Source organism: Bradyrhizobium pachyrhizi (genome assembly GCF_001189245.1).
GTDB classification, from domain to species: domain Bacteria; phylum Pseudomonadota; class Alphaproteobacteria; order Rhizobiales; family Xanthobacteraceae; genus Bradyrhizobium; species Bradyrhizobium pachyrhizi.
This window is the reverse complement of the sequence record NZ_LFIQ01000090.1, coordinates 16,018-42,187: the sequence shown is the minus strand read 5'-3', so window position 1 is coordinate 42,187 and position 26,170 is coordinate 16,018. Positions and strand designations below refer to the sequence as shown.

The 26,170-nt window shown below is 60.7% G+C and carries 17 protein-coding genes and 2 pseudogenes; 13 read left to right on the top strand and 6 right to left on the bottom strand.

The window, feature by feature from the left end; translation table 11 throughout:
• Positions 1 to 26 precede the first annotated feature (26 nt).
• From AKL29_RS21905 to AKL29_RS21895, 3 genes are read left to right on the top strand one after another with little or no spacing between them, the layout of a single operon-like run.
• Positions 27 to 965: a glucosamine kinase nucleotide-binding domain-containing protein gene (locus AKL29_RS21905; protein ID WP_028337660.1), complete on the top strand. Its 939-nt coding sequence runs from the start codon at positions 27 to 29 to the stop codon at positions 963 to 965.
• 19 nt (positions 966 to 984) lie between these two features.
• Positions 985 to 1,941 carry an N-acetylmuramic acid 6-phosphate etherase gene (locus AKL29_RS21900; RefSeq protein WP_028337659.1) on the top strand — a complete coding sequence of 319 codons (957 nt, stop codon included), beginning with the start codon at positions 985 to 987 and terminating at the stop codon, positions 1,939 to 1,941.
• Positions 1,938 to 2,951, top strand: coding sequence for an SIS domain-containing protein (locus tag AKL29_RS21895; RefSeq protein WP_028337658.1), 1,014 nt, complete (start codon positions 1,938 to 1,940; stop codon positions 2,949 to 2,951). Before AKL29_RS21900 ends, AKL29_RS21895 begins: the two co-directional genes overlap by 4 nt.
• A gap of 670 nt (positions 2,952 to 3,621) precedes the next feature.
• Here AKL29_RS21895 and bfr read toward each other — a convergent pair.
• Positions 3,622 to 4,104, bottom strand: a complete 483-nt coding sequence (gene bfr, locus AKL29_RS21885; RefSeq protein WP_028337657.1) for a bacterioferritin — start codon at positions 4,102 to 4,104, stop codon at positions 3,622 to 3,624.
• Between the two features lie 261 nt (positions 4,105 to 4,365).
• Here bfr and AKL29_RS21880 point away from each other — a divergent pair, with 261 nt between their 5' ends.
• Complete coding sequence (locus AKL29_RS21880; RefSeq protein ID WP_028337656.1) at positions 4,366 to 4,734, top strand: VOC family protein; 369 nt, start codon at positions 4,366 to 4,368, stop codon at positions 4,732 to 4,734.
• Between the two features lie 123 nt (positions 4,735 to 4,857).
• Positions 4,858 to 5,769, top strand: coding sequence for a complex I NDUFA9 subunit family protein (locus AKL29_RS21875; RefSeq protein ID WP_028337655.1), 912 nt, complete (start codon positions 4,858 to 4,860; stop codon positions 5,767 to 5,769).
• A gap of 421 nt (positions 5,770 to 6,190) precedes the next feature.
• On the opposite strand, the pseudogene AKL29_RS43400 reads toward AKL29_RS21875, so the two are convergent.
• Positions 6,191 to 6,401: pseudogene (locus tag AKL29_RS43400) on the bottom strand (c-type cytochrome); the annotation flags it as partial.
• Here AKL29_RS43400 and AKL29_RS45320 point away from each other — a divergent pair.
• Positions 6,390 to 6,897, top strand: a pseudogene (locus AKL29_RS45320) (SOS response-associated peptidase family protein); the annotation flags it as partial. The pseudogenes AKL29_RS43400 and AKL29_RS45320 overlap by 12 nt on opposite strands.
• A gap of 507 nt (positions 6,898 to 7,404) precedes the next feature.
• Here the strand turns inward: AKL29_RS45320 and AKL29_RS21865 are convergent.
• Positions 7,405 to 7,983, bottom strand: coding sequence for a hypothetical protein (locus AKL29_RS21865; RefSeq protein WP_028337052.1), 579 nt, complete (start codon positions 7,981 to 7,983; stop codon positions 7,405 to 7,407).
• A 196-nt stretch (positions 7,984 to 8,179) separates the two neighbouring features.
• Here AKL29_RS21865 and AKL29_RS21860 point away from each other — a divergent pair, with 196 nt between their 5' ends.
• The 3 genes from AKL29_RS21860 to groL all read left to right on the top strand — a co-directional run bounded on the left by AKL29_RS21860 (position 8,180) and on the right by groL (position 13,884).
• A complete protein-coding gene (locus tag AKL29_RS21860; RefSeq protein WP_050385591.1) occupies positions 8,180 to 11,017 on the top strand; it encodes a penicillin-binding protein 1A in 2,838 nt (945 codons plus the stop codon).
• 12 nt (positions 11,018 to 11,029) lie between these two features.
• Positions 11,030 to 12,046, top strand: coding sequence for a hypothetical protein (locus AKL29_RS21855; protein WP_050385590.1), 1,017 nt, complete (start codon positions 11,030 to 11,032; stop codon positions 12,044 to 12,046).
• A gap of 215 nt (positions 12,047 to 12,261) precedes the next feature.
• A complete protein-coding gene (gene groL / locus AKL29_RS21850; RefSeq protein ID WP_050385589.1) occupies positions 12,262 to 13,884 on the top strand; it encodes a chaperonin GroEL in 1,623 nt (540 codons plus the stop codon).
• 235 nt (positions 13,885 to 14,119) lie between these two features.
• Here groL and AKL29_RS21845 read toward each other — a convergent pair whose 3' ends face one another.
• Positions 14,120 to 14,413 (bottom strand): hypothetical protein, encoded by a 294-nt coding sequence (locus AKL29_RS21845; protein ID WP_028337056.1) that lies wholly within the window; start codon positions 14,411 to 14,413, stop codon positions 14,120 to 14,122.
• A 304-nt stretch (positions 14,414 to 14,717) separates the two neighbouring features.
• Positions 14,718 to 17,504, bottom strand: a complete 2,787-nt coding sequence (locus AKL29_RS21840) for a UPF0182 family membrane protein (RefSeq protein ID WP_050385607.1) — start codon at positions 17,502 to 17,504, stop codon at positions 14,718 to 14,720.
• Between the two features lie 1,533 nt (positions 17,505 to 19,037).
• Between AKL29_RS21840 and AKL29_RS42130 the strand changes: the two genes are divergently transcribed.
• The 4 genes from AKL29_RS42130 to AKL29_RS21825 all read left to right on the top strand — a co-directional run bounded on the left by AKL29_RS42130 (position 19,038) and on the right by AKL29_RS21825 (position 23,796).
• Positions 19,038 to 19,427, top strand: coding sequence for a hypothetical protein (locus AKL29_RS42130; protein WP_152977708.1), 390 nt, complete (start codon positions 19,038 to 19,040; stop codon positions 19,425 to 19,427).
• A 334-nt stretch (positions 19,428 to 19,761) separates the two neighbouring features.
• Complete coding sequence (locus AKL29_RS21835) at positions 19,762 to 20,217, top strand: (2Fe-2S)-binding protein (protein ID WP_050385588.1); 456 nt, start codon at positions 19,762 to 19,764, stop codon at positions 20,215 to 20,217.
• A 4-nt stretch (positions 20,218 to 20,221) separates the two neighbouring features.
• Positions 20,222 to 22,429 carry a xanthine dehydrogenase family protein molybdopterin-binding subunit gene (locus AKL29_RS21830; protein ID WP_050385606.1) on the top strand — a complete coding sequence of 736 codons (2,208 nt, stop codon included), beginning with the start codon at positions 20,222 to 20,224 and terminating at the stop codon, positions 22,427 to 22,429.
• Between the two features lie 350 nt (positions 22,430 to 22,779).
• Entirely contained in the window at positions 22,780 to 23,796 is a 1,017-nt protein-coding gene (locus tag AKL29_RS21825; RefSeq protein ID WP_050385587.1) for a helix-turn-helix transcriptional regulator, read from the top strand.
• Positions 23,797 to 23,970: 174 nt separating this feature from the next.
• Here the strand turns inward: AKL29_RS21825 and AKL29_RS21820 are convergent, their stop codons facing one another.
• A complete protein-coding gene (locus AKL29_RS21820; protein WP_050385586.1) occupies positions 23,971 to 25,566 on the bottom strand; it encodes a GMC family oxidoreductase in 1,596 nt (531 codons plus the stop codon).
• Between the last annotated feature and the right edge of the window lie 604 nt (positions 25,567 to 26,170).

The window sequence follows — 26,170 nt, the reverse complement described above, 5'->3', positions numbered from 1 at the left end:
GAGCTAAATCCTTGCGTTAACTTCTAATGGAAACAAAAGGTACCACCTATCTCGGCATCGATGGGGGCGGAACCCGCTGCCGCGCCCGGGTCGAGGACGAAAACGGCAGGGTACTCGGTGAAGCGAGCTCGGGGCCTGCCACGACCCGTATTGGCTTCGACAGGGCCTGGCGGTCCATCATGGAGGCCACCGAAGCGGCGGCCGCACAGTCCGAACTGACGCGCGAGGATTTCGCGCGGATGCACGCCGGAATTGGCCTCGCCGGCATTGGTCGCCGGGGCGCGGAAGCGGCGCTCAAAGAGATCCCGCATCCCTTTGCGTCCGTTATCTTCGTCAGCGATGGCCTAGCTGCCTGTCTCGGCGCCCATAGCGGCGCGGACGGGGCCATCGTGGTGGCCGGCACGGGCTCGGTGGGTGTCGGCCTGATTGGCGGCAGCGAGATCCGCATCGCCGGTTACGGCTTCCCAGTCTCGGACGAAGGCAGCGGCGCCGACATTGGCCTGCAGGTCGTTCGACTGGCGCTGCGGGCCGCGGATCGCCGCGGCGAGCTGACACCATTGCTTGCAGAGGTGCTGGGCGCATTCGATCAAGATCCTTATCAGGCCGTGGCGTGGTCTGAAGAAGCCCGGGCCACCGACTACGCCGCGTTCGCGCCGACCGTGATGCGGCACGCCAATCAGGGCGATCCGGTCGGTCGCCGCATTGTCGAACGCGCGGCCGATGCCATTGGCGATCTGCTTGATCTGTTCCTGGCTAAAGGAATTGACCGGCTCGCGCTGGTGGGCGGGCTCGCGGATGCGATTACGCCCTGGCTAACGCCTGATCTGCGCGCCCGCCTGAGGCGTCCTGACGCCGACGCAGCGGCCGGCGCGCTGCTTGTGGCCCGAGGGCGGCTCGACCTGCGCAAGCTGGACCCGCCCAAGAGAGAAACTGACCATGAACAGGCTTCGAAGTTCCGCGTTTGATGGTGCTTGGATCACGGATATGGCCACCGAAGAAGTCGATCCCAGATTTGCCGACCTTGATGCATGGTCGCTGACGTCAGCGATGGAAGCGATGTGGGAGGGCCAGCTTGCGGCGGTCGCCGCGATCGGCCATGCCCTTCCCGCGATCACTGCGGCAGCCGAAGCGGCCAAGACGGTGTTGGGCGACCGCGGTCGCATTGTATATGTCGGCGCTGGCACGTCAGGCCGCGTGGCGGTCCAGGACGGGGCCGAGCTGACGCCGACCTTCGCTTGGCCCCGCGAGCGCGTCCGCTTCGTCGTTGCCGGCGGTGACAGCGCGTTCGTCACCAGCATCGAGGGCGCGGAGGACGATGTCGATGATGCAGTCACGCAGATCAGCGCCGCACGGCTCACGCCGCACGACGTGGTGATTGCGGTAGCCGCCAGCGGCACAACGCCGTTCACGGTCGCGGCGCTGCAGCAGGCAGGGTCTTTCGATGCAGTAACGATTGGTGTCGCCAACAATCCCGGCACCGCACTGCTGGCATCGGCAAAGTTTCCGATCCTGGTCGAGACCGGCCGAGAGCTGATCGCCGGCTCCACGCGGATGAAGGCGGGCACCGCGCAGAAGGTCGTGCTCAACCTGATCTCCTCAGGGATCATGCTGCGCCTTGGCCGGGTATATCGCGGCATGATGGTGAACATGCCGCCGACCAATGCCAAGCTGAAGCGGCGCGCCGAGGCCATGGTGGCGCAAATCGCGCGCTGTAATCCGTCGCACGCGGCACGCTCGCTCGAGCAGGCCGAGGGAGACATCAAGATCGCAGTCCTTCTGGCGCTCGGTGTCGACAGGGTTGATGCGGAGACCGTTCTGGAGAACTGTGACGGCAACCTTCGGCAAGTGTTTGTCGAACTCGCCAGGAATCGTGACTCGCATCGTGACCGACTCCCAAAGGGAGCGGCGGGACGCGGCCGAGGCGGAGTGGTTGAGCCATGACGATATCCGCGATGGCGAGCGAAATCGGGGAAAGCGCGGATGTTGTCGCTAACATTGTTCGCAGCCGACCCGCCGCGCGCGACATCGCACAGCGGATTGGGATTGACTCCGCCCCCTTGTGCGTCGTGTGTGGTCGGGGAAGCTCCGGGCATGCCGGAGTTTTCTTGAGGTATCTTGTCGAGACGCGGCTTCGCCTTCCCGTTTCAGCAAGTGCTCCCTCGGTGGTCACGGCATTTTGCACACCCTTGATGCTGCGCGATGCGCTGTTCATCGTGATCTCGCAATCCGGGCGCAGCCCGGATCTCGTCGCAGCGACCAAGTCGGCACGAGCCTCGGGCGCACGCACGATTGCCATCGTCAATGCGACGTCGTCGCCGGTGGCTGACGAAGCGGAATTCGTCGTTCCGATCGAAGCCGGTCAAGAACACTCCGTAGCGGCGACGAAGACCGTGATCGGCTCGATGGCCGCCAGTGCCGGACTGGTTGCCGAGTTGGCGCAAGATCGTGCGCTGCGGTCAGCCCTCGACCGGCTGCCCGAGCGCCTGCACCGCGCGCTGGCGCTCGACTGGTCGGAGATTGCCGATGATCTCGTCAAGGCATCAGCTGTGTTTGTGGCGGCTCGGGGCCTGGGCCTGGGCTCGGCGAGGGAGATCGCGCTCAAGCTTTCGGAAATCATGCGCCTGCCCTCCATCGGACTGAGTGCCGCCGAACTGCAGCATGGGCCACGTGCCGCGTTATCGTCGCGCACGCCAGTTGTCATGATGCGTGTCATGGATGAAACGGCGGCCACGGTGGACGCACTGGCAGAGGAATTGCGCGAGCAAAAGATCGCGCTGCATCTCTGCGGCGGACCGCTTGGCTCGCTGCCTTGGTTGGTCGAGGATGACCCCGCCACCGACCCGATCACCATGCTCGTTCCGGCCTACCGGATGATCGAGCAGGCGGCATGCGCGCGCGGATTTGACCCGGATCGTCCCCCTCGCCTGAGCAAGGTTACCGAGACGTTTTGACTGATCGCTGGCTGGCGACCAAAGCGGGAGCGACATCGTCAAAACGTAACAAACGCGAGCAGAAGCGACCGAATGCGCGGCAAGGGCGACGAAGCTGATCGCTATTCTGCCGCTTACAACGGTCTGGTTGCAGGTTCAAGTCCTGCCGGGCCCACCAAGGAGATCAATAGCTTACTTCGTTCTCGTTGCCTGCAGCACCACCGGCGCACCAGAAGCCGCACCAGATACGTGCACTTTTCGTTCGTGGGGGCTCGCGCTCCGCAATCAAGCGACGCGTAATATCGCGGGAAGATGGCCATTCCGACAATTGCCGGCTCAAACCAGCACTGGACCCGCAATCGGATTTTTCTCTGGCGGAATGCCCGAATAGCAAACCGAGAGCTTCTGAGTGTAACTCAATGATCCGCTACAACGATAGTCGCGCCACAGGGAGCTGCCATGTCCGCTAAGGTCGTTCGGGTCGGTTTGAGGGACATCCGTTCATCCAGGCCAGGTTGAGGCCAAACAAATTCATAAGAGCAGACTGCTTGAGTGCCGTTGAATCCCTTCCGGTTGGGGTCAATCGCGCCGTCTTAACAATCGGCCATTCACTTCCGCTTTCCCCCCATAACCGGACGTACTCGCCGTTGGCCGCAACTTCGCATTTGGGCCGAAAGCAGTCGTTGGCACTTTAGTCCTGGTCGAGCTCTCCGATATGACGCTGGGCATATAGCTCGAGTCCGATCCTCGCGACGAGTTCGATCTGGGTTTCCAGAAAATCGATATGCTCTTCCTCATCGTGCATGAGTTGCTCAAACAGATCCCGCGTCACGTAGTCCTTGACCCGATGGCAATGGGTCGCAGCTTCAGCGTAGAGGGAGTGCGCCGACAATTCGGCTTGCAAGTCGCTATCGAGCACGGCCTTCACGGTCTTCCCGATATGGAGGGATTCCAGCGTCTGCATATTGGGAGATCCATCGAGGAAGATGATGCGTTCGATGAGCTTGTCTGCATGTTGCATCTCTTCAATCGATTCCTTGCGCCACGCCTTGGCCAGCACCTTGTAGCCCCAATTGTCGAGCAGGCGGTAGTGCAGCCAATACTGGTTCACCGCGGTGAGCTCGTGGCGCAGCGCTTTGTTGAGGTATTCGATGACGTCTTTATCGCCCTTCATGCTCCGCTCCTTTTCGCGGGTGCCACTGGGATCGATTGGTTGTGTGGGCGCCTGGACTTGATGTTTGGCCGACGCGATGGAGAGTTTAGAGCGTCAGCGCTTTCGGTTCGAGCAGCTTGGGGCATCTACCGCTCGCCGTGAGCGGCGACGCAAGGAAAGGGGCGCTCGGCGTTGACTTGCTCACCGTTCGACACACATGAGAGGTTAATCTCTGCGCCGCGACTTCAAAAGCGTAGGGAGGTAGAACAGGGAGTTCTGGCCATGATCGAGGGGATAAGCGCGCTCACGCTGGGCACCCATGACATGCCGCGAGCTGTCCGATTCTACCGAGCCCTGGGATTTGAGGTCCTGCATGGCGGCGAATGGTCGTCGTTCACTAGCTTTCGAGCAGGTCCGAGCTACCTCAACCTCATCGACCAGCCCGCCGAACGGCGCTGGTCCTGGTGGGGTCGGGTCATCTTCTACGTCACCGATGTTGACGCACTTTACGAACGCGCGCTCGCGGTGGGTTACCAGCCGGCGACTGTGCCCCGCGATGCCGAATGGGGTGAGCGCTTCTTCCACCTAGCTGACCCCGACGGCCACGAACTCAGTTTCGCTCGACCTTTGCATCGGGCTTCCGTCCAATAGCGGTTCGAAGCGGCCTGCATTCCAACTGTCGCTGCGAAAGGGTATTGTTCCGACAGACGGCCATCGCCCTGACGTCAGCTTCGGCTCGGGCTATGGCGCGTTCTCTCGAGCAAAGATCAAAGGATGGCAACGAACGGTCGCACCGTCACTGTATTCGGCGGAACCGGATTTCTCGGCCGCCGCATCGTTCAGCATCTGCGCGATCACGAGTTTCCCGTCCGGATCGCGTCAAGGCATCCAGATCGCGGGCGCAGTCAGTTTGGACCGCATGATTCCCAACTTCTGTTCGTCCAGGCCGACATTCACGACGAACGGTCCGTCGCAAATGCGCTTGCCGGCGCTTATGCCGCTGTCAACGCCGTCAGCCTTTACGTCGAGCACGGGCGCGAGACGTTTCATTCCGTTCATGTCGAGTCCGCCCAACGGGTCGCGGCCCAGGCGCACCGGGCCGGAGTCAAAAGACTCGTTCACTTGTCAGGCATCGGCGCCGATGCCGCGTCTCAATCGCGGTACATCCGAGCGCGCGGCGAAGGTGAACTGGTGGTCAGGGCTACGTTTGCCGGCGCGCAAATCGTCCGACCCGCCGTCATGTTCGGACCGGACGATGCGTTTCTTACGACCATCCTCAATCTTCTCCGGCGACTGCCGATCTATCCGATGTTCGGCCGCGGCTCGATGAAACTGCAGCCGGCCTATGTGGAAGATGTGGCGGAGGCGACTGTCCGGATCATCCAGCGAGCCGAGACGCAACCGACGATCTCCGAGTGCGGCGGCCCTCGCGTTTATTCCTACGAAGAATTGGTCCGAATCGTCGCGCATCAGGCTGGCCTCGCGCCCATCCTGGTCCCGATCCCGCTCGCCGTTTGGCACGCGCTGGCATGGGCTTCCGAAATACTCCCGGACCCGATTCTCACGCGCAATCAGGTGGAGTTGATGCAGATCGATACCGTGTCGTCGCCTGGCCTTGTCGAACTTGGGATTTCGCCGCAGCCGGTTGAGGCAATACTCCAAAAGATGCTGTCAAAGTGCGGATGACGAGGGCTCATCGGTTAAATCCGCTTCAGATGGCGGGTTCGCGCGCTGCTGTTACAGGACGCGATGGCGTATCCGGCGTTCGACGGCGGCAATATGGCTGCGCGCCGTCGGCAGCCGCAGGTAGTTCGGGGTCAACTGACCTTGGACGCGTACCTCTAAATCAGGATTGGTGAGCGTGGCTCTGTATCCGCTTCAGTCCGAAAGCGACTGGAGTGCGGCGTCGCCGCGAAATGACGCGATGGGTCATGAGCGTCGATTGGTTCATGCCGCACGGACGTCCGGTCTACCGCCAGCAGCAGAAGGCAAAGCAAGCATCGAGGCCGGACGCTTTGGGCCATGTGTGGACGGCTCCGGGCAAGGGTTTTCTTCACGCCTGCGGCGGTGGTCGGAGCAGCCATGTGTTCGGCCTGTTAGCGCGGTTCCTTGCACTGTATTGCGGAAACAATTCAAACAGGCCGGACATCGGCAATCCAAACTCTTCGTTCCGGCTGCGAGATGGCAGTTGCTACAGGCGAGATTGTTGCCCGCAAACCGCCTTGCGGTATCCGCGACTTCCGGGCCGATATGCGCATATGTCGCGGTGATGAGGTCGCGTCCCTCCGCACCTGAACACCGAAGGCATCGTTCGGCAACGCACCGGCCTGCCGCCTCCACCGCGCACGGGCGGACCCCCGTCACGAACATCCGCAACACATCATCGCCGCACTGGCGCGGCTGGCTGAAGCCGGAAAATCGGTGCCTGGTGCCGTTCAACAACTTCGCTGAATACGCCCCGGAGCCGAACCCGGAGACCAAGAAAAAGGACGCCGTCTGGTTCGCGCTGAAAAACGATAGGCCACTGACAGCCTTCGCCGGCATCTGGACCGAGTTCAAGGGTGACCGCTGGACGAAGTCCTAACCGATCCCCGGGCCCACCTCGTCTATGGTTTCCTGACAACGGCGCCGAATGCAGTCGTGGCACCGATCCATCCCAAGGCGATGCCGGTCCTAACAACCGACGAGGAGCGCGATGTCTGGATGCGCGCGCCATGGGACGAGGCCAAGGCGCTGCGGCGTCCGTTGACCGACGATGCGCTAGTGATCGTCGCACGCGGTGAGGCGAAGGAAGATATCTTGGTGTCACCATGAGGCCGTGGTGGCGTCTCGTCGCCGACGCCCAAAGTAAAGCACAAGCTGCCGGCCGCGGCATTTGGGCGGGATCTTTCGGGCCTGCATCCGCGCGGGCCGGAGGCCATCCTACTGCTCGGACGAGGCAAAGTGATCGGTGAGCCCAATTCGGCGAGTCCAAGCCAATTAAACGTACGACAATACGAAATATCTCTTGCGCCGTCAGGCAAGTCATTCGTTCAATAGCTACGCGAAGCGCTCCCTCTGGGAGCTTTTGAATGCCTGACGAACGATCGGAACTTATCGCGATCTCAAAGCTGAATGGCGATTTTCGGAAAACCGCTTCGCACTTTTCCGGATCATGCTCTAGGCGCGAAACCCGAGCCTCGCCGCCAATACGGCAAACTCACCGCCGACAGCACACACAATTGCCGATTTAGCGCTATCTTGAATTGAGCATCCTCACCACGCCTCTCATGGAGTCCAGGTGCGGTCGCTACGACTGCAAATCACTTCACGCGCAAAACTTCACTCATCCAATTTCTTGCTCAGTTCAGGATCGAGCTTGTTCCGCTCGACCGTCTGATAGAACGTGATGGGTCTGCATTTTCCATCGAAATCCGCGAGGACGATGGCCGTCCACGGACTCGTGGTGTCGCCCGAATTGTCGCGGAGCTCCGGCATGACCTTGCGAGCAGCGATCACATACCAAGCGCGACCAGCCGCTGCGGCCTTCGCAGCCGCAGCGAACTCATCCAATATTCCACGCAGATTCTTGCGCATTTCTTCTTCATTGTCCCCGCGGAGGTATTTTCGAGACGACTTTCCCGCCTCTCCGTACTCATGATGAATGTTCAACTGCAGTCGGGCATCGTCCACTTCGATCTTGGTCACCCGTATCGCCGCTCCGCCTTCGCGAAGATAGTCGCGCACCCGGACGTCGCAGGCCAAAAATCTGTCCGCAGGGGGCTGAGCGGCGCTAGCTGCAGGGGGCACCGCGGCAAGTGCCCGCGTGTTCTTTTTTCGAGGAGCAGCGTCCGCAGGCATCGTGGCTATGGCGGCGCCGAGGAGCGCCGCGGCAAGTACGACGGGAAGAGAGGCGTTCATGAGTGCGCTGCCAATGCGGTATTTCCAAAACGCACTGACCGCAGCGTTGGTTCCGCGGCCCGGCCAGGTCGGAGCGGTGCTCAAGGCCGGGAAGCGGCGGAAGCGTCTCGGGAACTTTTTCCTCGAAACAGCCTTGTTTAGTATTGTTCTACAAGAAGGGACCTCACGGGACGGTTTTTTTGACCGGCAGCAGGTCATGGACTCGATTCTCATCAAGATCTTCGCCACGGCGCTGGCCTTCAGCCAGGTCAGTACCCGGCCGGATGGGGTCAAGACGGAGTTTGATGCGGTACGTGACCGCTCCGAGGTGGCGGAGCTCTTGAGTGCCGGCTGCGCCCACATGCGCAAGGCTTTCGACATCGAGGACATCAACCTAGACGATCTGATTGCCACCGCCATGGACGACAAGGAGGCATTGAGCAGCGAGATCAAGGCACTCAAAGGACTGAAGCTGGCCGACCTCCACGTGGCCTACAGGCAGTTCTGCAAGGTCGAAAAAACGGAAGAATCTCCGGTCGATCTTGGTCAGGTCATCACTTTCTACAACAGCGCGGTCAAGGATCTGCCCGACGTCGCGCAGCTTAAGCACCTCAGGCTTCCTGGCACCAGCATAGTCCTCGACAGCAGGAGCGAGCGTCTTGCTGAGATTTACGTCCCGAACAATCGCCGCATCTGGGTCAAGCTTGCGGATATCCCGGAAGCAGTGCGCAATGCATTTGTCGCCGCCGAGGACAAGCGCTTCTTCCAACACACCGGCATTGACGAGCGCGGACTGGTCCGCGCCTTCATCGGCAACTTCACGCACCCGGGACGGCCGCAGGGCGGCTCGACCGTTACGCAGCAGGTCGCCAAGAACCTGCTGGTGGGCAACGACATCACCTACGAAAGAAAACTGCGGGAAATGATCGTAGCCTCGCGGATGGAGCGCGCCCTGACCAAGGCGGAAATCCTCGAACTCTATCTCAACTCGATTTATCTCGGTCGCGGGGCCTGGGGCATCGAGATGGCGGCGCGCAGCTATTTCGGCAAACCAGCCAAGGCGCTCTCCGCAGTCGAGGGCGCGCTGCTCGCAGGGCTCGCCAAGGGACCGAACTACTTCAATCCCGACCACCACCATGAGCGCGCGCGCGAGCGCCTTGCTTACGTGCTGGCCCGCATGCAGGACGACGCCATGATCGACGCCGCCGCGGCGCAACCAGTATTGCCGCAGCTCGTCGAGTACCGGCCGACGCGCCTGGACTTTGGCTTTCACTTCGTCGATCACATCGCGCGCGAGGCAAAGGTGGTCGCGGGCCTCGATAGTCTCACCAGTTCCTCCTACACGGTGCACTCGACCGTCAACTCGGCCTTGCAGCGCGCAGTTGAGGCAACATTGCAGGAAGGCCTCGCGCGGTACGAGCTGAACAGCGGTCGTTACAAGTTCGAGGGACCCGAGGCGAACATTTCCGATGCTGTCCGTCAGATTGCGGCAAACCTGACGGTAACGGAACCGGCCTGGCTCGTGGCGTTGAAGACGACGCGGCTACCGCTCTATGACGTTCACTGGGAAGCGGCGGTCGTCCTGGAGAATACGCGTGGCAAGCGCGGCGATGCGATCAACGTCGGTCTGACCGACGGAAGCATCCTGCCGCTGAACACCTGGAGCGCCGCGACCCGGCGCGGTCTCAAGCCGTACGACGTGGTCTATGTTCAGGTGGGCGAAGCCAAGGGCAAGCAAGTGGCGCGTGCCGATCTGCGCATTCGACCGACCGTGCAGGGAGCGGCGCTTGTACTCGGGAACGAAACGGGCCGCATTCTCGCGATGGCGGGCGGCTTTTCGTATCCGGCAAGCCAGCTCAACCGCGTCGTCCAGAGCCTGCGGCAACCCGGCTCCACCTTGAAACCGCTGACCTACCTCGCCGCCCTACAAAAGGGACTGCAGCCCAACACGCTGGTGATGGACGAACCCATTACGCTGGCACCGATCGGCGCGACGGGCTCCGCGCGCCAGCGCGGTTTCTGGTCGCCGAGGAACTACGACGGCGGCGCTTCGGGCGCCATTACGCTGCGGCGTGCGCTGGAAAACTCGCGGAATCTCGCCACCGCGCAATTGCTCGCGACCGGCCTCGACGACAGCGCCGAGCACGGCCTCGACCGGGTCTGCGAGCTCGCGATGGAAGCGCAGCTCTACAAGGAATGCATGCGCTATTACCCGTTCGTGCTCGGCGCCCAAACCGTGCGGCTAATCGACCTTGCGGCGTTTTATGCAGCGATCGCCAACGAAGGCGCACGGCCCCAGCCCCATGCGATCGAGACGATCGAACAGGACGGCCGCGCGATCTACCGGCGCGATCCGCGTGCGGTGGACTGGATCGGCTCCGCCGACCGCGCATCGTTTTACCAGTTGAAATCAATGCTTCAGGGCGTGCTCGCTCGCGGAACCGCGCACACGGTGAAGCATCTCTCGCCCTATGTCGGCGGCAAGACCGGTACCACTGATAATTGGGCCGATGCCTGGTTCGTCGGTTTCACCAATGACGTCACCGTCGCGATCTGGGTCGGCTACGACAACGGCGACGGGGGACGCCGCACCCTCGGGCGTGGCCAGACCGGAGCAAAAGTGGCGCTGCCGATGTTCGAGCCGATCGTGCAGGCAGCATGGGAGCTGCACGCGCCCAAGACGGTGTTGAACGGCCCTTCCCGCGAAGCCATGCATCAGCTCGTTACTCTGTCGATCGATCCCTATACTGGCGATCCCGCACCGGCCGGCTCCGGGCGCGCATTCACCGAGTACTTCAAGCGGGATCCGTCAGGCAGAACCAATGATACGCAATTTCGGATCGTCTCGCGTGCGGCAAGCTACACCGGGCCATTCCGGCAGTGGTCCTACGACAACCACCCTTACGGCGACAACCAGCCGCCCTTTCCGTACCCGACCTGGCGTCTTGGTCCGCGCGAATATCCCTCCTGGCGCGGATATCCCGATGCCGAGGATCGCCTCCCGCGACCGCCGCTCCGAGTCGATCCCGATTATTTCTGGTGGCGGCTAAATTGAGCATTGACGCCCATGAGACTCCACTGTGCCGCTGTCCTCATCGCCGCCTGGGTGGCCGCTTGCACGGGCGCGGCGGCGCAGAAATTCCAGCTGGAGGACGTGCCCGCAGCCGCCAGCGTTCCGATCGCGCAGATCAAACCGCGCACCGTCATCTTCGCCGACCAACGCAACGATAAGCTCGCGGACTCCTCGAGCGGACTCATTCCTTTCGAAGATTGGGCTCGCTCGCGCCCGGTTCAGCGGCGCTTTCTCTCGCTCTTCCCAGGCTTCGTTGAGCCCACGCTCAACCAACAAACGAAGCTGAAGCTCTCGGTCTACCTGGGAGAAGCGCGGTTTCGACTTCCAAGACCGGCAGCCACATTGGATCTGTCGCGGTATGCGAATATCGCGTTCCTCGAGCAGATCGATCCGGCGGTCAAGCACCGGCCGATCGTGGCGGGGGATGCTATTCCCAACAAGGACGGGGTCGCCGCGCACAATCGTCCGCCGGATCGCCGCTGGTGCGCGGACGCGAAGGCAATCTGCGCGCAGTCCCGTTACATGTTCGAAGGGAAAATTCCGGCGGGCATTCAGCTTGCCAACAAGCTGCGCGACGAGAGCAAAAAGCCAATTCCGGATTTCATCGAGTTCCAGAGTGAGATCATGTTGATCACGCAGCCGCACCTTGCCGAGCTGCCGGGCCTGACAGAGCTCGACACCACAGTCACCAGCGCGCTCGAGCAGAACATCTTTTGGGTCAACCAGGTTATCCAGTTCGGCAAGCTGCTTGCGGTTCTGCAACGGCATCCGACCGAGCCGGAAGCCGCCATCGCGACGGTCTACATCCTGGTTGCGGTCAGGAACGACGTGCTGAACAAGCAAAGGGAATATAGCAATACACCCATGCTGCGCAATCTCGTGCCGGCGCAGCTGCTGATGGGCAAGAGCTCCTTCAACAGCGGTGATTCGCTGAGCGCCGGCCTGCCGAAGTACGCCAGAAGCCGCATCAAGGCGATCGCCGACATGATGGGCGGGAATGAGCAGGATTAGTCGATCATGGGGCTGGCACTCCCGATCGGGACTCCGATCGCGGAATATCGTGCAGGTTGGCGCGCCACTCGGAACAAAAATGCGAACTCTTACATGATTGAAATTGTTGTATGATCCAGCGGTCGCCGACAGACGACCAAGGCACTGGCTCGAAGGCGGCTCGAGACGCTTGCGGAGCCGGAAGGAATGGAAGGAGAAAAAAGGAGGTTCGCATCATGGTTGCCAAGGACGTGATGTTCGCAACTGAAGCGCGCGAACGGATGCTGCGGGGCATTGATACTCTGGCAAGTGCCGTCAAGGTCACGCTCGGCCCCAAGGGACGCAATGTGGTGATCGAAAGACCGTTCGGTGCGCCGCGCATTTCCAAGGATGGCGTTACCGTCGCCAGGGAGATCGAGCTGGAGGATAAGTTCGAGAACATGGGCGCCCAGATGGTGCGCGAGGTCGCCTCCAGGACCAGCGATATCGCGGGCGACGGCACGACGACCGCAACCGTGCTCGCACAAGCCATTGTCAAGGAAGGCGCCAAGTCGGTCGCCGCCGGCATGAACCCGATGGACCTCAAGCGCGGCATCGATCTCGCGGTGGACGCGATCGTCAACGACCTGAGGTCTCATGCCAGGAAGGTGACGGCCAACGAAGAGATCGCTCAGGTCGCCACCATCTCGGCGAATGGTGACGCCGAGATCGGCAAGTTCCTCGCCGACGCCATGAAGAAGGTCGGCAATGAGGGCGTTATTACGGTGGAAGAGGCAAAGAGCCTCAGCACCGAACTCGAAATCGTCGAAGGCATGCAATTCGACCGCGGCTACATCTCGCCCTATTTCGTCACCAATGCCGAAAAGATGCGGGTCGAGCTCGAAGACGCCTATATCCTTGTCCACGAGAAGAAGCTGTCCACACTTCAGACCGTGCTTCCCCTGCTCGAGGCGGTGGCGCAATCGGGCAAGCCGCTCCTGATCGTTGCGGAGGATGTCGAAGGCGAAGCGCTTGCAACGCTGCTGGTCAACAAGCTGCGCGGCGGCTTAAAAGTCGCCGCGGTGAAGGCGCCGGGATTCGGCGATCGCCGCAAGGCGATGCTGGAAGACATCGCGATCCTCACCGGGGGCACCGCAATCTCCGACGAGATCGGCGTCAAGCTCGAGAATGTCGCGCTCGACACGCTCGGGCGCGCCAAGAAGATCATTGTCGAGAAAGAGAACACGACCATCGTCAACGGAGCCGGCGCGAGAAAGGATATCGAAGCGCGCATGACGCAGATCAAGGGCCAGATCGAGGGCACGACATCGGACTACGATCGCGAGAAGCTGCAGGAGCGCCTGGCAAAGCTTGCCGGCGGAGTTGCGGTGATCCGCGTCGGCGGCGCAACCGAGATTGAGGTGAAAGAGCGCAAGGACCGGGTCGACGACGCCCATCATGCGACGCGCGCGGCGGTTGAGGAAGGCATTCTTCCCGGCGGCGGGGTCGCCTTGCTGCGAGCGCAGAAGGCGCTTAGGGGTATCAGGACGGCCAACTCCGATCAGAAGGCGGGCGTCGAGATCGTGCGCCGTGCGCTCCGGGCGCCGGCATGCCAGATCGCCGAGAACGCGGGCGAAGATGGCTCGCTGATCGTCAACAAGGTGCTCGAGAACGACAACTACAATTGGGGCTTTAATGCCGCGACCGGCGACTACCAGGACTTGGTGAACGCCGGCGTGATTGACCCTGCGAAGGTCGTGCGCACCGCCTTGCAGGATGCCTCCTCCATCGCTGCGCTCCTGATCACGACGGAAGCACTGGTCGCCGAAAAGCCGAAGAAGACCGAGACGCATGCGCCTATGCCGCTACCCGACTTCTAAGGAGCGATGAATTTCGAATGAAATCCTTGTCGTGCTTTGGTTCTGTGCTCGGGCACGATCGTCTCGGAAAGCCGCTTCACACTTTTTTCGGGCCGTGCTCCGACGGTAACGAGCCGCTGGCTGGCGGCTGCAGAACGCGATTGCGAGGCATATTGCGCCGGGATCTCGGGATCGCCGCGATGGGTATTCTCAAAAGCTCAACGCATCCTGCACGAACCAGACGGGTGCCTGGACCTCAGGCTTGTTCTTGCAAAATTGCGGCACCGAGCTCATTGAAACGAAACAACTGAAAGATCCGCTGGCCATTGAAATCGAGTATCCTCAAGTCGTCTGTTTCGTGCAAATCGCTCTCGACCGCGTGGAAATGCCCACCATAGCGTTCCTTCGCGAGACCGAGCGGAACATCGAAGGCGACAAACTTGCCGATGCCCTTGGCCTTGAGCTCACCAAGGAGCTTGTCATCCAGTAGTTCGTGGGATGTGAGGACCAGCAACGGACCGCTGGCCGTGAGCAACAGGAGTGACCTCATCGATTAACTCCCTTGGTTTCACCAGCATCGCCGGCGGGCGAACCATATCGCAGTGACCGTCGCGCTGGTGCTCGTCGTCGAATACATAAGGCCGGGAATGACGACTGAGAATAGGAGCGCGGCAGGTACTCGACTAGTGATCTGGTGCTCTAACCCGGCTTGGGCCCGCGGCTGCCAGTCAGGCGTTCGGGTTGTCCTCACCGCCTCCGATCTCGCCCTGCTATATTGAATGCACCGTCACCGAAATTACCCGCGTTCGCAATTTCCGGGTTGGAGGCAGGGTCCAACTCAAGAAATTGACGCCCTAGCGGCCGGTGGAACGCCGGTTCATTTCCTCCAAAAGCTCGCGCATTGCATCGAACTGCGTGCCAAAGCCCTTCCAATCACCTGACCGCAATCGTTCAACGGCCTTATTGTAGCGATCGAGCGCGTCCCTTGCCTGACTCGTCGACGGGCCTGTGACAGGTATTTCCTCATTCGTACTCGAGACCGGCCGCGCCGCGCCAGGCTCGACGAATAGAGCCGACAAGGCCTCGCCGAGCGTCTCCTTCATCACCACATGTTCGTCATAGGCCGCGATCACGCGTTTCAGCTCCGGCAAGTGCCCGTACTCCGCGCGCAAATAGAGCGGCGATACGTAAAGGATCGAGTTCTCAATCGGAATCGCCAGCAGGTTCGCCCCACGTATCACCCGCGAGCCCATCTGATTCCACAATGTTAGCTGTTGCGATATCTCCGTGTTCTGATTGATCCGCGCCTCGATCTGGAACGGCCCGTAGACGAGCTTCTCCTTCGGGAATTCGTACACGATCAGCTTGCCGTAGTCGGGCGCGTCACAACGCGCCGCAAGCCACGCGATCATGTTGTCGCGGCGGCTCGGCACCATCGGAACCATGAGGAAGAACTCGGCCCGCGCCTCGCCGGGCAACCGCATGATGATGTAATAAGGGCTCATCACCGAGGTGCCGCCGCCGCTGCCCGGCTGGCGCGGGAATTGCCAGAGATCCTCGCGATTGTAGAACACTTCGGCGGCCTCCATGTGGTAGGCTTGGAACAGCCGCGCCTGAATCAGGAACAGGTCCTCCGGATATCGAATGTGCTTCTGCAAATCCGCGGGCATCGCCGCGAACGGCTTGAACAGCTGCGGAAAGATGCGCGCGTAGGTCGCGGCAATCGGGTCCGCAGGATCCATCAAATAGAAATCGACGGTCCCGTGATAGGCATCGATGACGACCTTCACCGAATTCCTGATGTAGTTGAGATCGAAATCATGCACGGGCGGCGTCGACGGAAAATAGGAACTCGTCGTATACGCGTCCTGCATCCAGAACATCCGCCCGCCGCTGATCACCAGATAGGGATCATGATCGAGCCTCAGGAACGGCGCGATCTCGGGTACCAGCTCCCGAATATTGCGCCGGATCATGATCCGGCTCTCCGGCGTGATGTAGTTCGAGAGCAAGAGGTTCGGGTCGTTGAAGTAGTACGCGAACAGCGTTCGCCACGCCACTGAGCCGATCGGAATGCCGCCGGCGCCCTCATACCGCGCATAGGCGTTGTCCTTGCCTTTCGGATAATCAAACTCTGGCGCACTTCCCTTGACGATGACGTAGTCGTCGCTCTCCTCGCCGTAATAGATGCGCGGCTCGACGATCCTGGGGCCTCCGTCCGCAACCGGCGGAATGTCCTGCAAATAGAACAGCGGCAGCCCCTCAGTGCTCTTGCGGGTGACTGGGCTCATCACCGCGCCATTGCCGTGGGTGAACAGCACGTGGCGGTTGACCCATGTCTGCGCATTTGGCGGCAACAGCGAGGAGCGCAGCTCGCGCGCCGAAAGCATCACACTCTGGTAGGAATCGTCGAGCCAGTAGCGGTCAACGTCGAGATCATGGAATTTGTAGTAGGTGCGGATCTCCTGCAGCTGCGCGTAGGTATCCGACAAGGGCAGCCAGTCCCACAGCCTGATATTATCGATTGTCGCCTTGTTGGCGTCGAGCGTCCTGAAGGTGAGCTTCTGTTCGGCGGCAAAGGGCTTGGTTACGATCTTGTCGAGATCGTACGCCTGCCGGGTGAGCGCGATATTGCGCTCGATGTAGGGCTTCTCCAGCTCCAGCTCGCTTGGTTTGACGACGAATTGCCGGAACAGCGCCGGGACGATGCCGGACAATGCCAGGGCGCCGGTGACGACGAGCATGACCGCCGCCGCCGGAAGCCGGTAGCTGCGCGCCCGCACATTTGCCCACGCGACGAGCGCCGCGATGATCGAGAGCCCGATCATGAGCCACAGGGCCGGCAACCCCACTTGGACATCGGTGTAGCTTGCGCCGACGACGACGCCGTTGTCGCCGTAGAGCAGCAGATAGCGGTCGAGAGCGTAGGACCAGGCCTTCACCGCGAAGAGAAGACCAAGCAATGCCGAACCGTGGGCAATCGCCATGGGCGACATCGACCGGTGATGAACGTCGTATTCGATATCGCCGCGAGCCCAATAGATTGTTGCGGCGAAGAGCGCGCTCAGGACCAGTGTAAGCAGCATCCAGTTCTTGACCAGAACATAGGCGGGCAGCGAGAACAGGTAGAAGCCGAGGTCCTTGTTGAAGAGCGGATCGTCTGCGCCATAGAGCGCCTGATAGAGATACCTCAGGAAGATGCCCCAATAGCCGACTTCGGCCGCCGCGACGAGCAGCGCGAGCAAGGCTGCCCCGCCTGCGGCGATCGCGGGCCACGGCAGTCGATCGAACAACTGCGCAAATGGATCCGGCGGCGCGCTGCCCGCGACCTGCCCGACGGAAGCCGCGGCAACCTGTGTCGACCGCTTGCCGGCCAAACGCAGCGCGAGCCACCCGTTCACCCCGAGGATGAGGGCCGTTGCCGTCCAGACCGTAGCCAAGACGGCGGCTTTGGCGCCGATTGTTGTCCAGAAGACCTGCACATAGCCGACCGACGAAAACCACAGCCAGTCGACCAGGAAATCGCTCGCGAGCGCGAGCAGGATCAAGCAGATCACAGTGACAATGATCGCAACGATCAGCCTGACCACGCCACTTTGTCGTGGTGCCTTCCGTTCGGGTCCGGTAATCCCGATCGTCATGGCGGCAATCATAGCGCAAATGAGGGGCGCCCGCCCGCTTGATTGGGACCGGGACAACACGGAGTGCAAAGCGGCCGGCGCGAGGTCACGCTCCCGCGGCGGAGCCGCGTCGGACAAGGTTATGAAATGGCGCGGATTTGGCACGCCATTCGGAATAAAGCTGTGAACTCTTATATCATTGAAATTACGCCATAATTTTATCTCCTGCCGTGGCTTACCTACCGATTTCCCCGTGGTAGGCAAGGGCGTCCACTCCCGGCGCAATGGTTTTTGTGAGCGGAAACGTAAAAGCCTCCGGAGGACATCCCGGAGGCTTTTTCTGGAGATCATTGAAGTTCGCTTCGCTTTCCTTCCTGGTTTTGGTGATTTCTCAGGCGATTCACCGGTTGCGTTGAGCGTGGAGTAGCACCGTGAGGCTATGTTGATCCTTTAGCTCGTAGAAGCACCGGGCTTTGCGATGCTCGCCTGCAATGGCAGCGTTACGGTGCTGCCGCTCGCGTATTTCTGGTCGCGTAGTTGACGCCCGCCAAGAAGGTCAGGTTCTTAACGGGGGTCCAAGAGGTGTAAGAGCCGACGCTCAACGTCACGCGATGCGAAGTCCTCCGGCGGCAGATGACTTCGCTCGATCTCTCGACCAGCTCGGTCGTCTTTGCCAAGCTACGAAGGTGCATAGCCGCACGCGCACCCAAATCAGAATCAATGGGACCGCGGCAGAGAGAGAGAGAGAGTCAGTCATTCCCCCTTAAAAGATAGGGCGTTTTCGGCATCGTCAGACAAAAGTCCACTGTTCGAGCTACGACCGGAAAATGAGTTTTCCGCCTCCTTGTTTCGTGAACCCGGCCTGACTATCGAGTGGAGTTGGCCGCAACGCGACGACGCACATGCAATGGCGATACTTGGTGCTGCTCGACCGGTGATACTGCTCGAAGGTCGAATTTCAGACTGGGTTGATGCTTAGCGCGCCATTTCGGACCAGGGCCACGCATGTAGTGCAACTCGGGCCGGTAACTGTCTCGCACGTCCAAAATCAAGTTGCGAACAACGCTCGCAAAGTCGGAGGCTGACTCAGCCGTCCTGCAAGCAAAAGCTGACAATGCGATTGCATCCATGATTCTCATCGCTGGAACTCCTCGATTGTTGCTCGATAGATCGGGCGATTGACAGCACCAGCGTAGTCACGAGAGAACAACCAAACCATGGCACAGAGGTCGATCGCGCACAGTACATTGTCTAAGAATGAGCAAACCTAAGTTTAGGCCTGCCTACTCGTGCCTTCTCGCTTCAAACCGGTGCTTTTTCCCGGCTCGGACCTGCCAACATGCGGCGGGCCGCATGGTTCGCTGTTGACCCGCGCGACGAAGTACGGCGACGCGTCCCCGCGCCGACCTAGATGTGTTGTTATCGGGACCGTCGCAGCATCTCATGGGCTGCCCCTAAACCAAGGGATAGCGGGCTCCACCGGATGATGCAGTGCGTGCCTATCTCCGTAAGGGTTTGACCCTACCGTCGTGCAATGGCTCCAGCAGACGGAGGATGCTACGGATCAAAATCGATCCCAGGAAGATGCAATGCAGCGGAACCGGACCTGACAGCCGGCAGCTGCAAGACGAGGTCGGCGGCGTAGCGCCCGCCGGCCTTTTTCTTGATCAAACGGCGTGCTGCGCTTCTCGACATTGTGGTGATCCGCGCCTCACCGGCTGCGCGGCGAAACTGAAGCGCGGGTCGAAACAATTCGCGAACTCCCCCGACTTGAAGTCATTCGGCCGCGAGCGCGTAGGGCCGCCGCGGCAAGCCGAGGCGCTTCCACCCATCGACCGACGCCTCAGCGAGCGCATCGACCAGTGCGTCATCGCGGTAAGACGCTGGCGCAATGCGCAGCGTTCGGCGCCGCCGTATTGCAAATATTGGTCACAGGAAAACTGAAGGGAAGTCTAAACCGCGCTCAGTCGATCTATCGGCAATGAATGCTGCCGCAGACTGCATCCGCGCCTTGATTTTCGAATGGCAGAGATGTCCAACCGCAGCAATATTCCACGCCGTTATGAAAACTATTTATGCCAGCTATTGGAAAACCTCGCCCCACGCTGCGATTAATCGGTACGGCTGTCGGAGATTCCATCGAGCGACACCCAGCGAAACCTCAGTCCGAACTCGATCTCCCCGAATATGCCGCTTCGGCGACTTGATCCTGCCGAGGACTTCTAATGCGTGGGTGCATCGGCTCGCCGCTCACTCCCAACGGGCTCAAGAGGGATACATGGCTTTCACGCTAAAGATCAACGGCACCCCCCACGAGATCGATGTCGACGGCGACATCCCGCTGCTGTGGGTGCTGCGCGATGTGCTCGGTATGACCGGCACCAAGTTCGGCTGCGGTCAGGCGCTGTGCGGCGCCTGCACCATGCATGTCGACGGCCAGGCGGTCCGCTCCTGCCAGACGTCGGTCGACAGCGTTGGCGACGGTGCGATCACCACGATTGAGGCGATCGGCAAGACGCCGCAGGGCGCAGCCTTGCAGAAGGCGTGGCTGGAGCTGGAGGTGGTGCAGTGCGGTTACTGCCAGTCCGGCCAGATCATGTCGGCGGCGGCGCTCCTGAAGGACACGCCGAAGCCGACGGATGACGACATCAACGCTGCCATGTCCGGCAATGTCTGCCGATGCGGCGCCTATCAGCGCATTCGCGCCGCGATCAAGCACGCTGCGGGAGTTTGAAATGATGAATGAGCCTTTTCTGAAAGAGCGGATTGTCGATGAAACAGCGATGTCACGGCGCGGCTTCCTTCAGGGCACAGGTTTGCTGCTTGGTTTTGTGCTGACCGGTGCAAGCACCGGGTCCGTCTTCGCGGCAGCTACTTCGCAGGTGGTCGAAAACGAGATCACGGGTACGTTCGCACCGAATGGTTTTATACGGATCAATCCGACCGGCGCCGTGACACTGGTCATTCCGATGATCGAGATGGGACAGGGCGTTTACACGTCGCTCTCGATGCTTCTCGCTGAAGAACTGGAAGTGACACTTGACCAGATTCAGGTTCAGCATGCGCCGCCAAATCATGCGCTCTACGTCAACTCGATCATAGGCATTCAAAATACAGGTGGCTCCGCTTCTGTCCGTGCCTTCTGGACGCCGCTACGCCAGGCAGGGGCAGTGGGTCGAAATCTTCTGATCGCGGCAGCCGCAAAACGCTGGAACGTCGATCCAGCGACTTGCCGCGCCAAGAACGGCGTCGTGTTCGATGCAACGGGCTCGAAGCATCTGAGCTACGGCGAACTTGCGACCGCTGCGGCGAAGTTGCCTGTCCCACCTGCGGCAAACGTCAAACTAAAGGATCCGAAGGATTTCAGCCTGATCGGCACGCGCGCTAAGCGGGTGGATTCTCCGATAAAGGTCGATGGCCGCGCGCTCTATGGCATCGATACGCGACTGCCGGGTATGAAGGTTGCAGCAGTTGCCATTTCGCCTGTGCTCGGTGGCAAAGCAAAAAAGGTGGACGAGAAGGCCGCGCTGGCAGTGAAGGGGGTCCGGCAGCTGATCAATATCGATGAAGCTGTTGCCGTGGTGGCGGATCACATGGGTGCGGCGAAGAAGGGGCTAGAGGCCGCTGCCATCGCATGGGACGACGGGCCGAACGGCAAGGTCAACAGCGCCGATATCGTCAGACAATTGGAAGAGGAATCCAGAAAGCCGGGCGCTGTTGCCCGTAACGTCGGTGATGTGGCGAAGGCACTTGCGAAGGCAGCGCAACGGGTTGACGCCGTCTATCAGGTGCCTTTCCTGGCCCATGCGGCGATGGAACCGATGAACTGTACCGTTCATCTGCAGAAGGATCGTTGCGACATTTGGGTCGGTACACAGGCGCCTACGATCACGCAGTCTCAGGTGGCCGAACTCACCGGCCTGCCAAAGGATGCGATCAAGATTCACAATCATCTGATTGGCGGTGGTTTCGGCCGTAGGCTGGAAGCCGATGGCACTATTCTCGCCGTCAAGATCGCCAAACACGTCGACGGCCCGGTGAAGGTGATCTGGAGCCGCGAGGAAGACATCCAGCACGATATGTATCGGCCCTATTATCTCGATCGGCTGTCGGCCGGACTTGATACGGCTGGCCAGCTGGTTGCCTGGATGCATCGGATCGCCGGCCCCTCAGTCATGGCTCGCTATTATCCCCCTTACTTCAAGGACGGATTGGACCCCGATGCCGTAGAAGCGGCGGCTGAGCCGCCCTATGCACTGCCCAGTATCCATGTCGACTTTGTCCGGGTCGAGCCCCCTGGTGTCCGGACGTCCTGGTGGCGCGGCGTCGGACCGACTCACAATGTTTTTGTGGTCGAAAGCTTCATAGATGAGCTCGCTCATGCCGCGAAGCAGGATCCCGTCGCTTATCGCAAGGGACTGCTCGGCCACAATCCGCGAGCGCTCACTGTTCTGTCGCTTGCAGCGGAAAAAGCCGGATGGGGATCCCCCCTTCCCGCGCGGCATGGCCGCGGAATTTCGGTGCAATTTGCATACGGAAGTTACACGGCGCAGGTCGCCGAGGTCGAAGTGGCGGCCGATGGCTCTGTCAAGGTCAAGCGGATCGTCTGTGTGATTGACTGCGGGGTGTACGTCAATCCGGATACGATCGAAGCACAGATTCAAGGTGGAACGATTTTCGGCCTGACCGCCGCTCTCCATGGGTCAATCACTTTCAAGGATGGACGGGTCGAACAGAGCAATTTCGACAGCTATCTGCCGATGCGTATCGACGAGGTGCCGGTGGTGGAGACGCACTTGATCAAGAATGCCGAAGCTCCGGGTGGCGTAGGTGAAGCTCCGACAGCCATTGTCAGTGCTGCGGTGACCAATGCGATCTTCGCTGCGACCGGCAAGCGTGTGCGCAGCCTGCCGATCGATACGGATGTGCTGAAGTCGTCGTCTTAGTCCTTTCCCGTCGTCCCGCGAGCGTCGCAATGCGCAACGGATGTCGGTCAGGCACAGCATAACAACCATGGGAACGTTCGCATTCTCTGCTCGGAAGAAATCACTTCTCGGAAGGACGCCGTCACGCCTTGCAAACCGGATCCGTTTCGGAGCTGACATTTGGGGCTCCCTAGATTGGACCGGCAACCCAACCAGGGCTGCCTGGTTCGCTTCAGGTCCTAATTTCGTCTAGTGGCAGGAGACGAAGTTGAGTGCTACGAATGAGCAAGGCGACGCCCTCGCTGATCCTTGGAGAACAGGCTTCGGAGCACTATCGGCACCGGTAGCCGGGCAGTAAAGGGCCACTACAAATGCACGCTTCGAAAGCTATTCCAAAGCAGGTCCTCGTCGGGCAGAACGCTTCACCGCCCGCGGGCGCCACTGTCAAGTTGTCTACAACAGACCTCAACAACTTGATGCTGGCGCTCTCCATCGATGTCGTCGCGCTGACCGAGCTACTGGTGCCGCGAGGCCATCGGGTGCAATTCGGGACGATTGACGTACCCGGGATCCATTACAATTTGAGTGGCGTAGGACGCATGTCTATCAACGGCGGACCGGAGATGCCGTTGCGCCCTCATCTACTCATCATCGTTCCGCCAAACACTCCGTTCATGATCGAGGTTGACGGTGGAAAAGGCCCGCCAAAGCTCATTTCGAGGGACTGCTGGACTCATCAAGACGGCATCCTCCGCGTCGCAGTGCCAAACGAGCAACCCGAAATCGTCCAGATATGCGGCTTCTTTAACGCATTCTTTGGTCAGTCCGTGAGGCTGTTTGGAGACCTCCGCGAACCGGTGATCGAGCAGTTCGAGCCTGCCGACAAGATCGACCTGAAGCTTCGCGAGGCCATCGACGAGCTCCTGCAGCAGGAGGTCGGCGTTGGAGCCATGACAGCGTCTCTGCTCAAGCAAATCGTCGTCTCATTGGTACGACGGTCCCTCAGGTCATCCCGGCGATGGACCGAGCGATTCTCGATACTCGCCGACAAGCAGGTCACCCGTGCTTTTGCAGATATGGTGGCGCGGCCAGGAGCGGCGCATTCGGTTCAAAGCCTGGCACACAGTGCGGGATTGAGTCGGTCGGCGTTCATGGCGCGTTTCTCGGATATCTTTGGACGATCCCCGATGGTCATCTTGCGAGACTTGAGAATGCGCCAAGCTGCGATCGACTTGACGACAACGACGATGTCGATCGACGTCGTTGCTCAAAATGCGGGGTACGAGAGCCGTTCGAGTTTTGTGCGAGCTTTTCGAAAAGCGTTCGAGCGAGATCCGAGCGACTACCGGCAGATGGCCAAGGATGGCAAAGCCCGGAAGGGCATCTGAGAGTGAAGTGCCGATAACGAGATTCACAGGGCCAGGTGCGACTGCGCGGACGATAGCACGAACTTCGTCCACGCGCCCAAGCCGCGAAGAGCATCCAACCGGCGCCGCCTCCCCCTGGCCAGCGCGGACGGGAGGACTGCGGCCATCGCTGCCGCCAGCTTGTGCCAGAACTCCCTAGGTCCCCTTCAGATCGTCGACCAGCATCGCGGTGGCGTGGCGCGCAAGCGCCTGAGTCGGGGCGTTGGTATTGCCGCTGGTGATATTCGGCATGATCGAGGCATCGATCACCCGGAGACCGTCGACCCCGCGGACCCTAAGCCTTGCGTCGACCACCGCTCGCCCATCCTGACCCATCCGGCACGTTCCGACCGGATGCCACATCGTCGTTGCGACTCGCTTCACCCATTCCCCGATCTCAGCGTCCGACCGGATATGCGAGCCGGGATCCATCTCTTCCTCGATCACCGACGCCAATGACTCCTGGGCCATAACCTCGCGGATCGCGCGCACGGATTCCACCGCGGCCCTCAAGTCCTCATCCTCGCCGATGAAGTTCGGGTTGATGAGAGGCATCGACGTTGGGTCGCCATCAGCCAGCCGCACCCAGCCACGGCTCTTGGGCTGAAGTACCACGAGTTCGAAGGTGACGCCCGCGCGGTCGCCCGCCGGGCCCAGTTGTTCATTCAAGATGATAGGAGCGTGGTAGCATTGGATCGTGGGTTCGGCGGCGAAGTCCGACGGATTCCAGTGGGTAACGGTCTCAATACCGTTGCCGGACGCCGGGCCATCCTTGGTGACGAGATAACGCAGGCCGGCCTTCACGGTGCCGAGTCCCTGTGCGGCCGCCTGATAGCCAAGATCGCCCTTCACGTAGGCGCGGACCGGAACCATCGGGTGGTCGTGGAGATTCTCGCCCACTTCCGGAGAATCGACGATCGCCGCGATGCCGTGCTGCCGCAACTGATCGGCCGGTCCAATGCCCGAATGCATGAGGATCTTTGGGCTATGAACGGCCCCCGCCGATAGGACGACCTCGCCAGCCATGATCCTCTCGAGGCCGTTGTCCTTCAGTTCGACGCCCACAGCTCGCCTGTTCTCGATAAGAATCCGAACGACGGTCTTGCCGGTGAGAAGAGTGACGCGGCCTGAGACGAGGTGCGGACGCAGATGCGCATCAACTGCGCTGCACCGGCGCTGATTTCCGACCGTCGACTGCACCGGCGAGACGCCAATCTGGCTCTCGCCGTTATAATCGGGATTATAGGGAAGCCCGTATTCCTGGAAGGCCTTGAGGCAGTATTGGTTTAGCTCGTTGATGCCCTTGGGCAACTGGACCGCCAGACCACCATTGATGCCATGATATTCGTCGTGGAAGGTGTCGTTGCGTTCCTGCGCCATGAAGACGGGAAGCAGGTCTTCATACGACCATTTGCCGGTGTCGCCGACCGCGTCCTGCCAGGCGGCGAAGTCGCGAGTCTGACCACGGACGTAGCACATCGCGTTGATCGAGGAGCCGCCGCCGAGCACCTTGCCTGAGCGATAGGCTCGTTTGGTGCCGTGCTGGGGGACTGTCTCGTATTTCCAGACATGCCGGTCGTGGACCAGTATATTTGCGAAGCCCGCCGGAATGTGGATGAACGGGTCGCGATCCATGTCGCCCGCCTCGATCAGCGCGATCGACGCATCGGTGTGTTCGGCAAGATAACTGCTAACGACACAGCCCGCCGCGCCCGCGCCAACAATTACAATGTCGTACCTCTCCTGGGACATCAGTGTCTTTCTCTTTCGCACCATCTTTGTCGTCCAATCAATGCCCCAGGGCGCCTCGCTATCGCGGCGCTTAATCCAGAGATCGATTGGATCTTGCTTTTGGAGAGTGACCTTGCACCTCCGGCGAGGGAAATCACCTCTCGCCATAGAGTCGATAGACGATCGTTATTGTCGTTCGCGGTACCGCATGATGCTGTACCGGGAACGCCAACAGCCGCATCGCGCCACGAAACCGAGCTTTCGTTCTCTTCAATTGCCTGGCACGAGATGGCGATCAGCGAACCTCCACGCGCCTCGATAGGCCGAGCACCGTCGCCGCCAACCCGCTGTGCGCCCGCGCAATCCCAAATCCGTCGCGACCGCGAGCGACCTGTCCGAACGTAAGACGACACCGTTCATTTGTAAGCCGACAAGAACGAGAAGCTCTCGACGATGGACTTGGGGACGATGGACTTGGGACCGAAGCGCCGCCATTGAACTGGCGGTCGATGCGCCACTGCTTCATGCGAAGCGCATTTTTTGGCGTCTTCTGAAGTAGCCGCAGTGGACGCATCCGCTCTTCGGATGCTGGAATCATTCAACGATTTTCACGCCGTGCGAACCA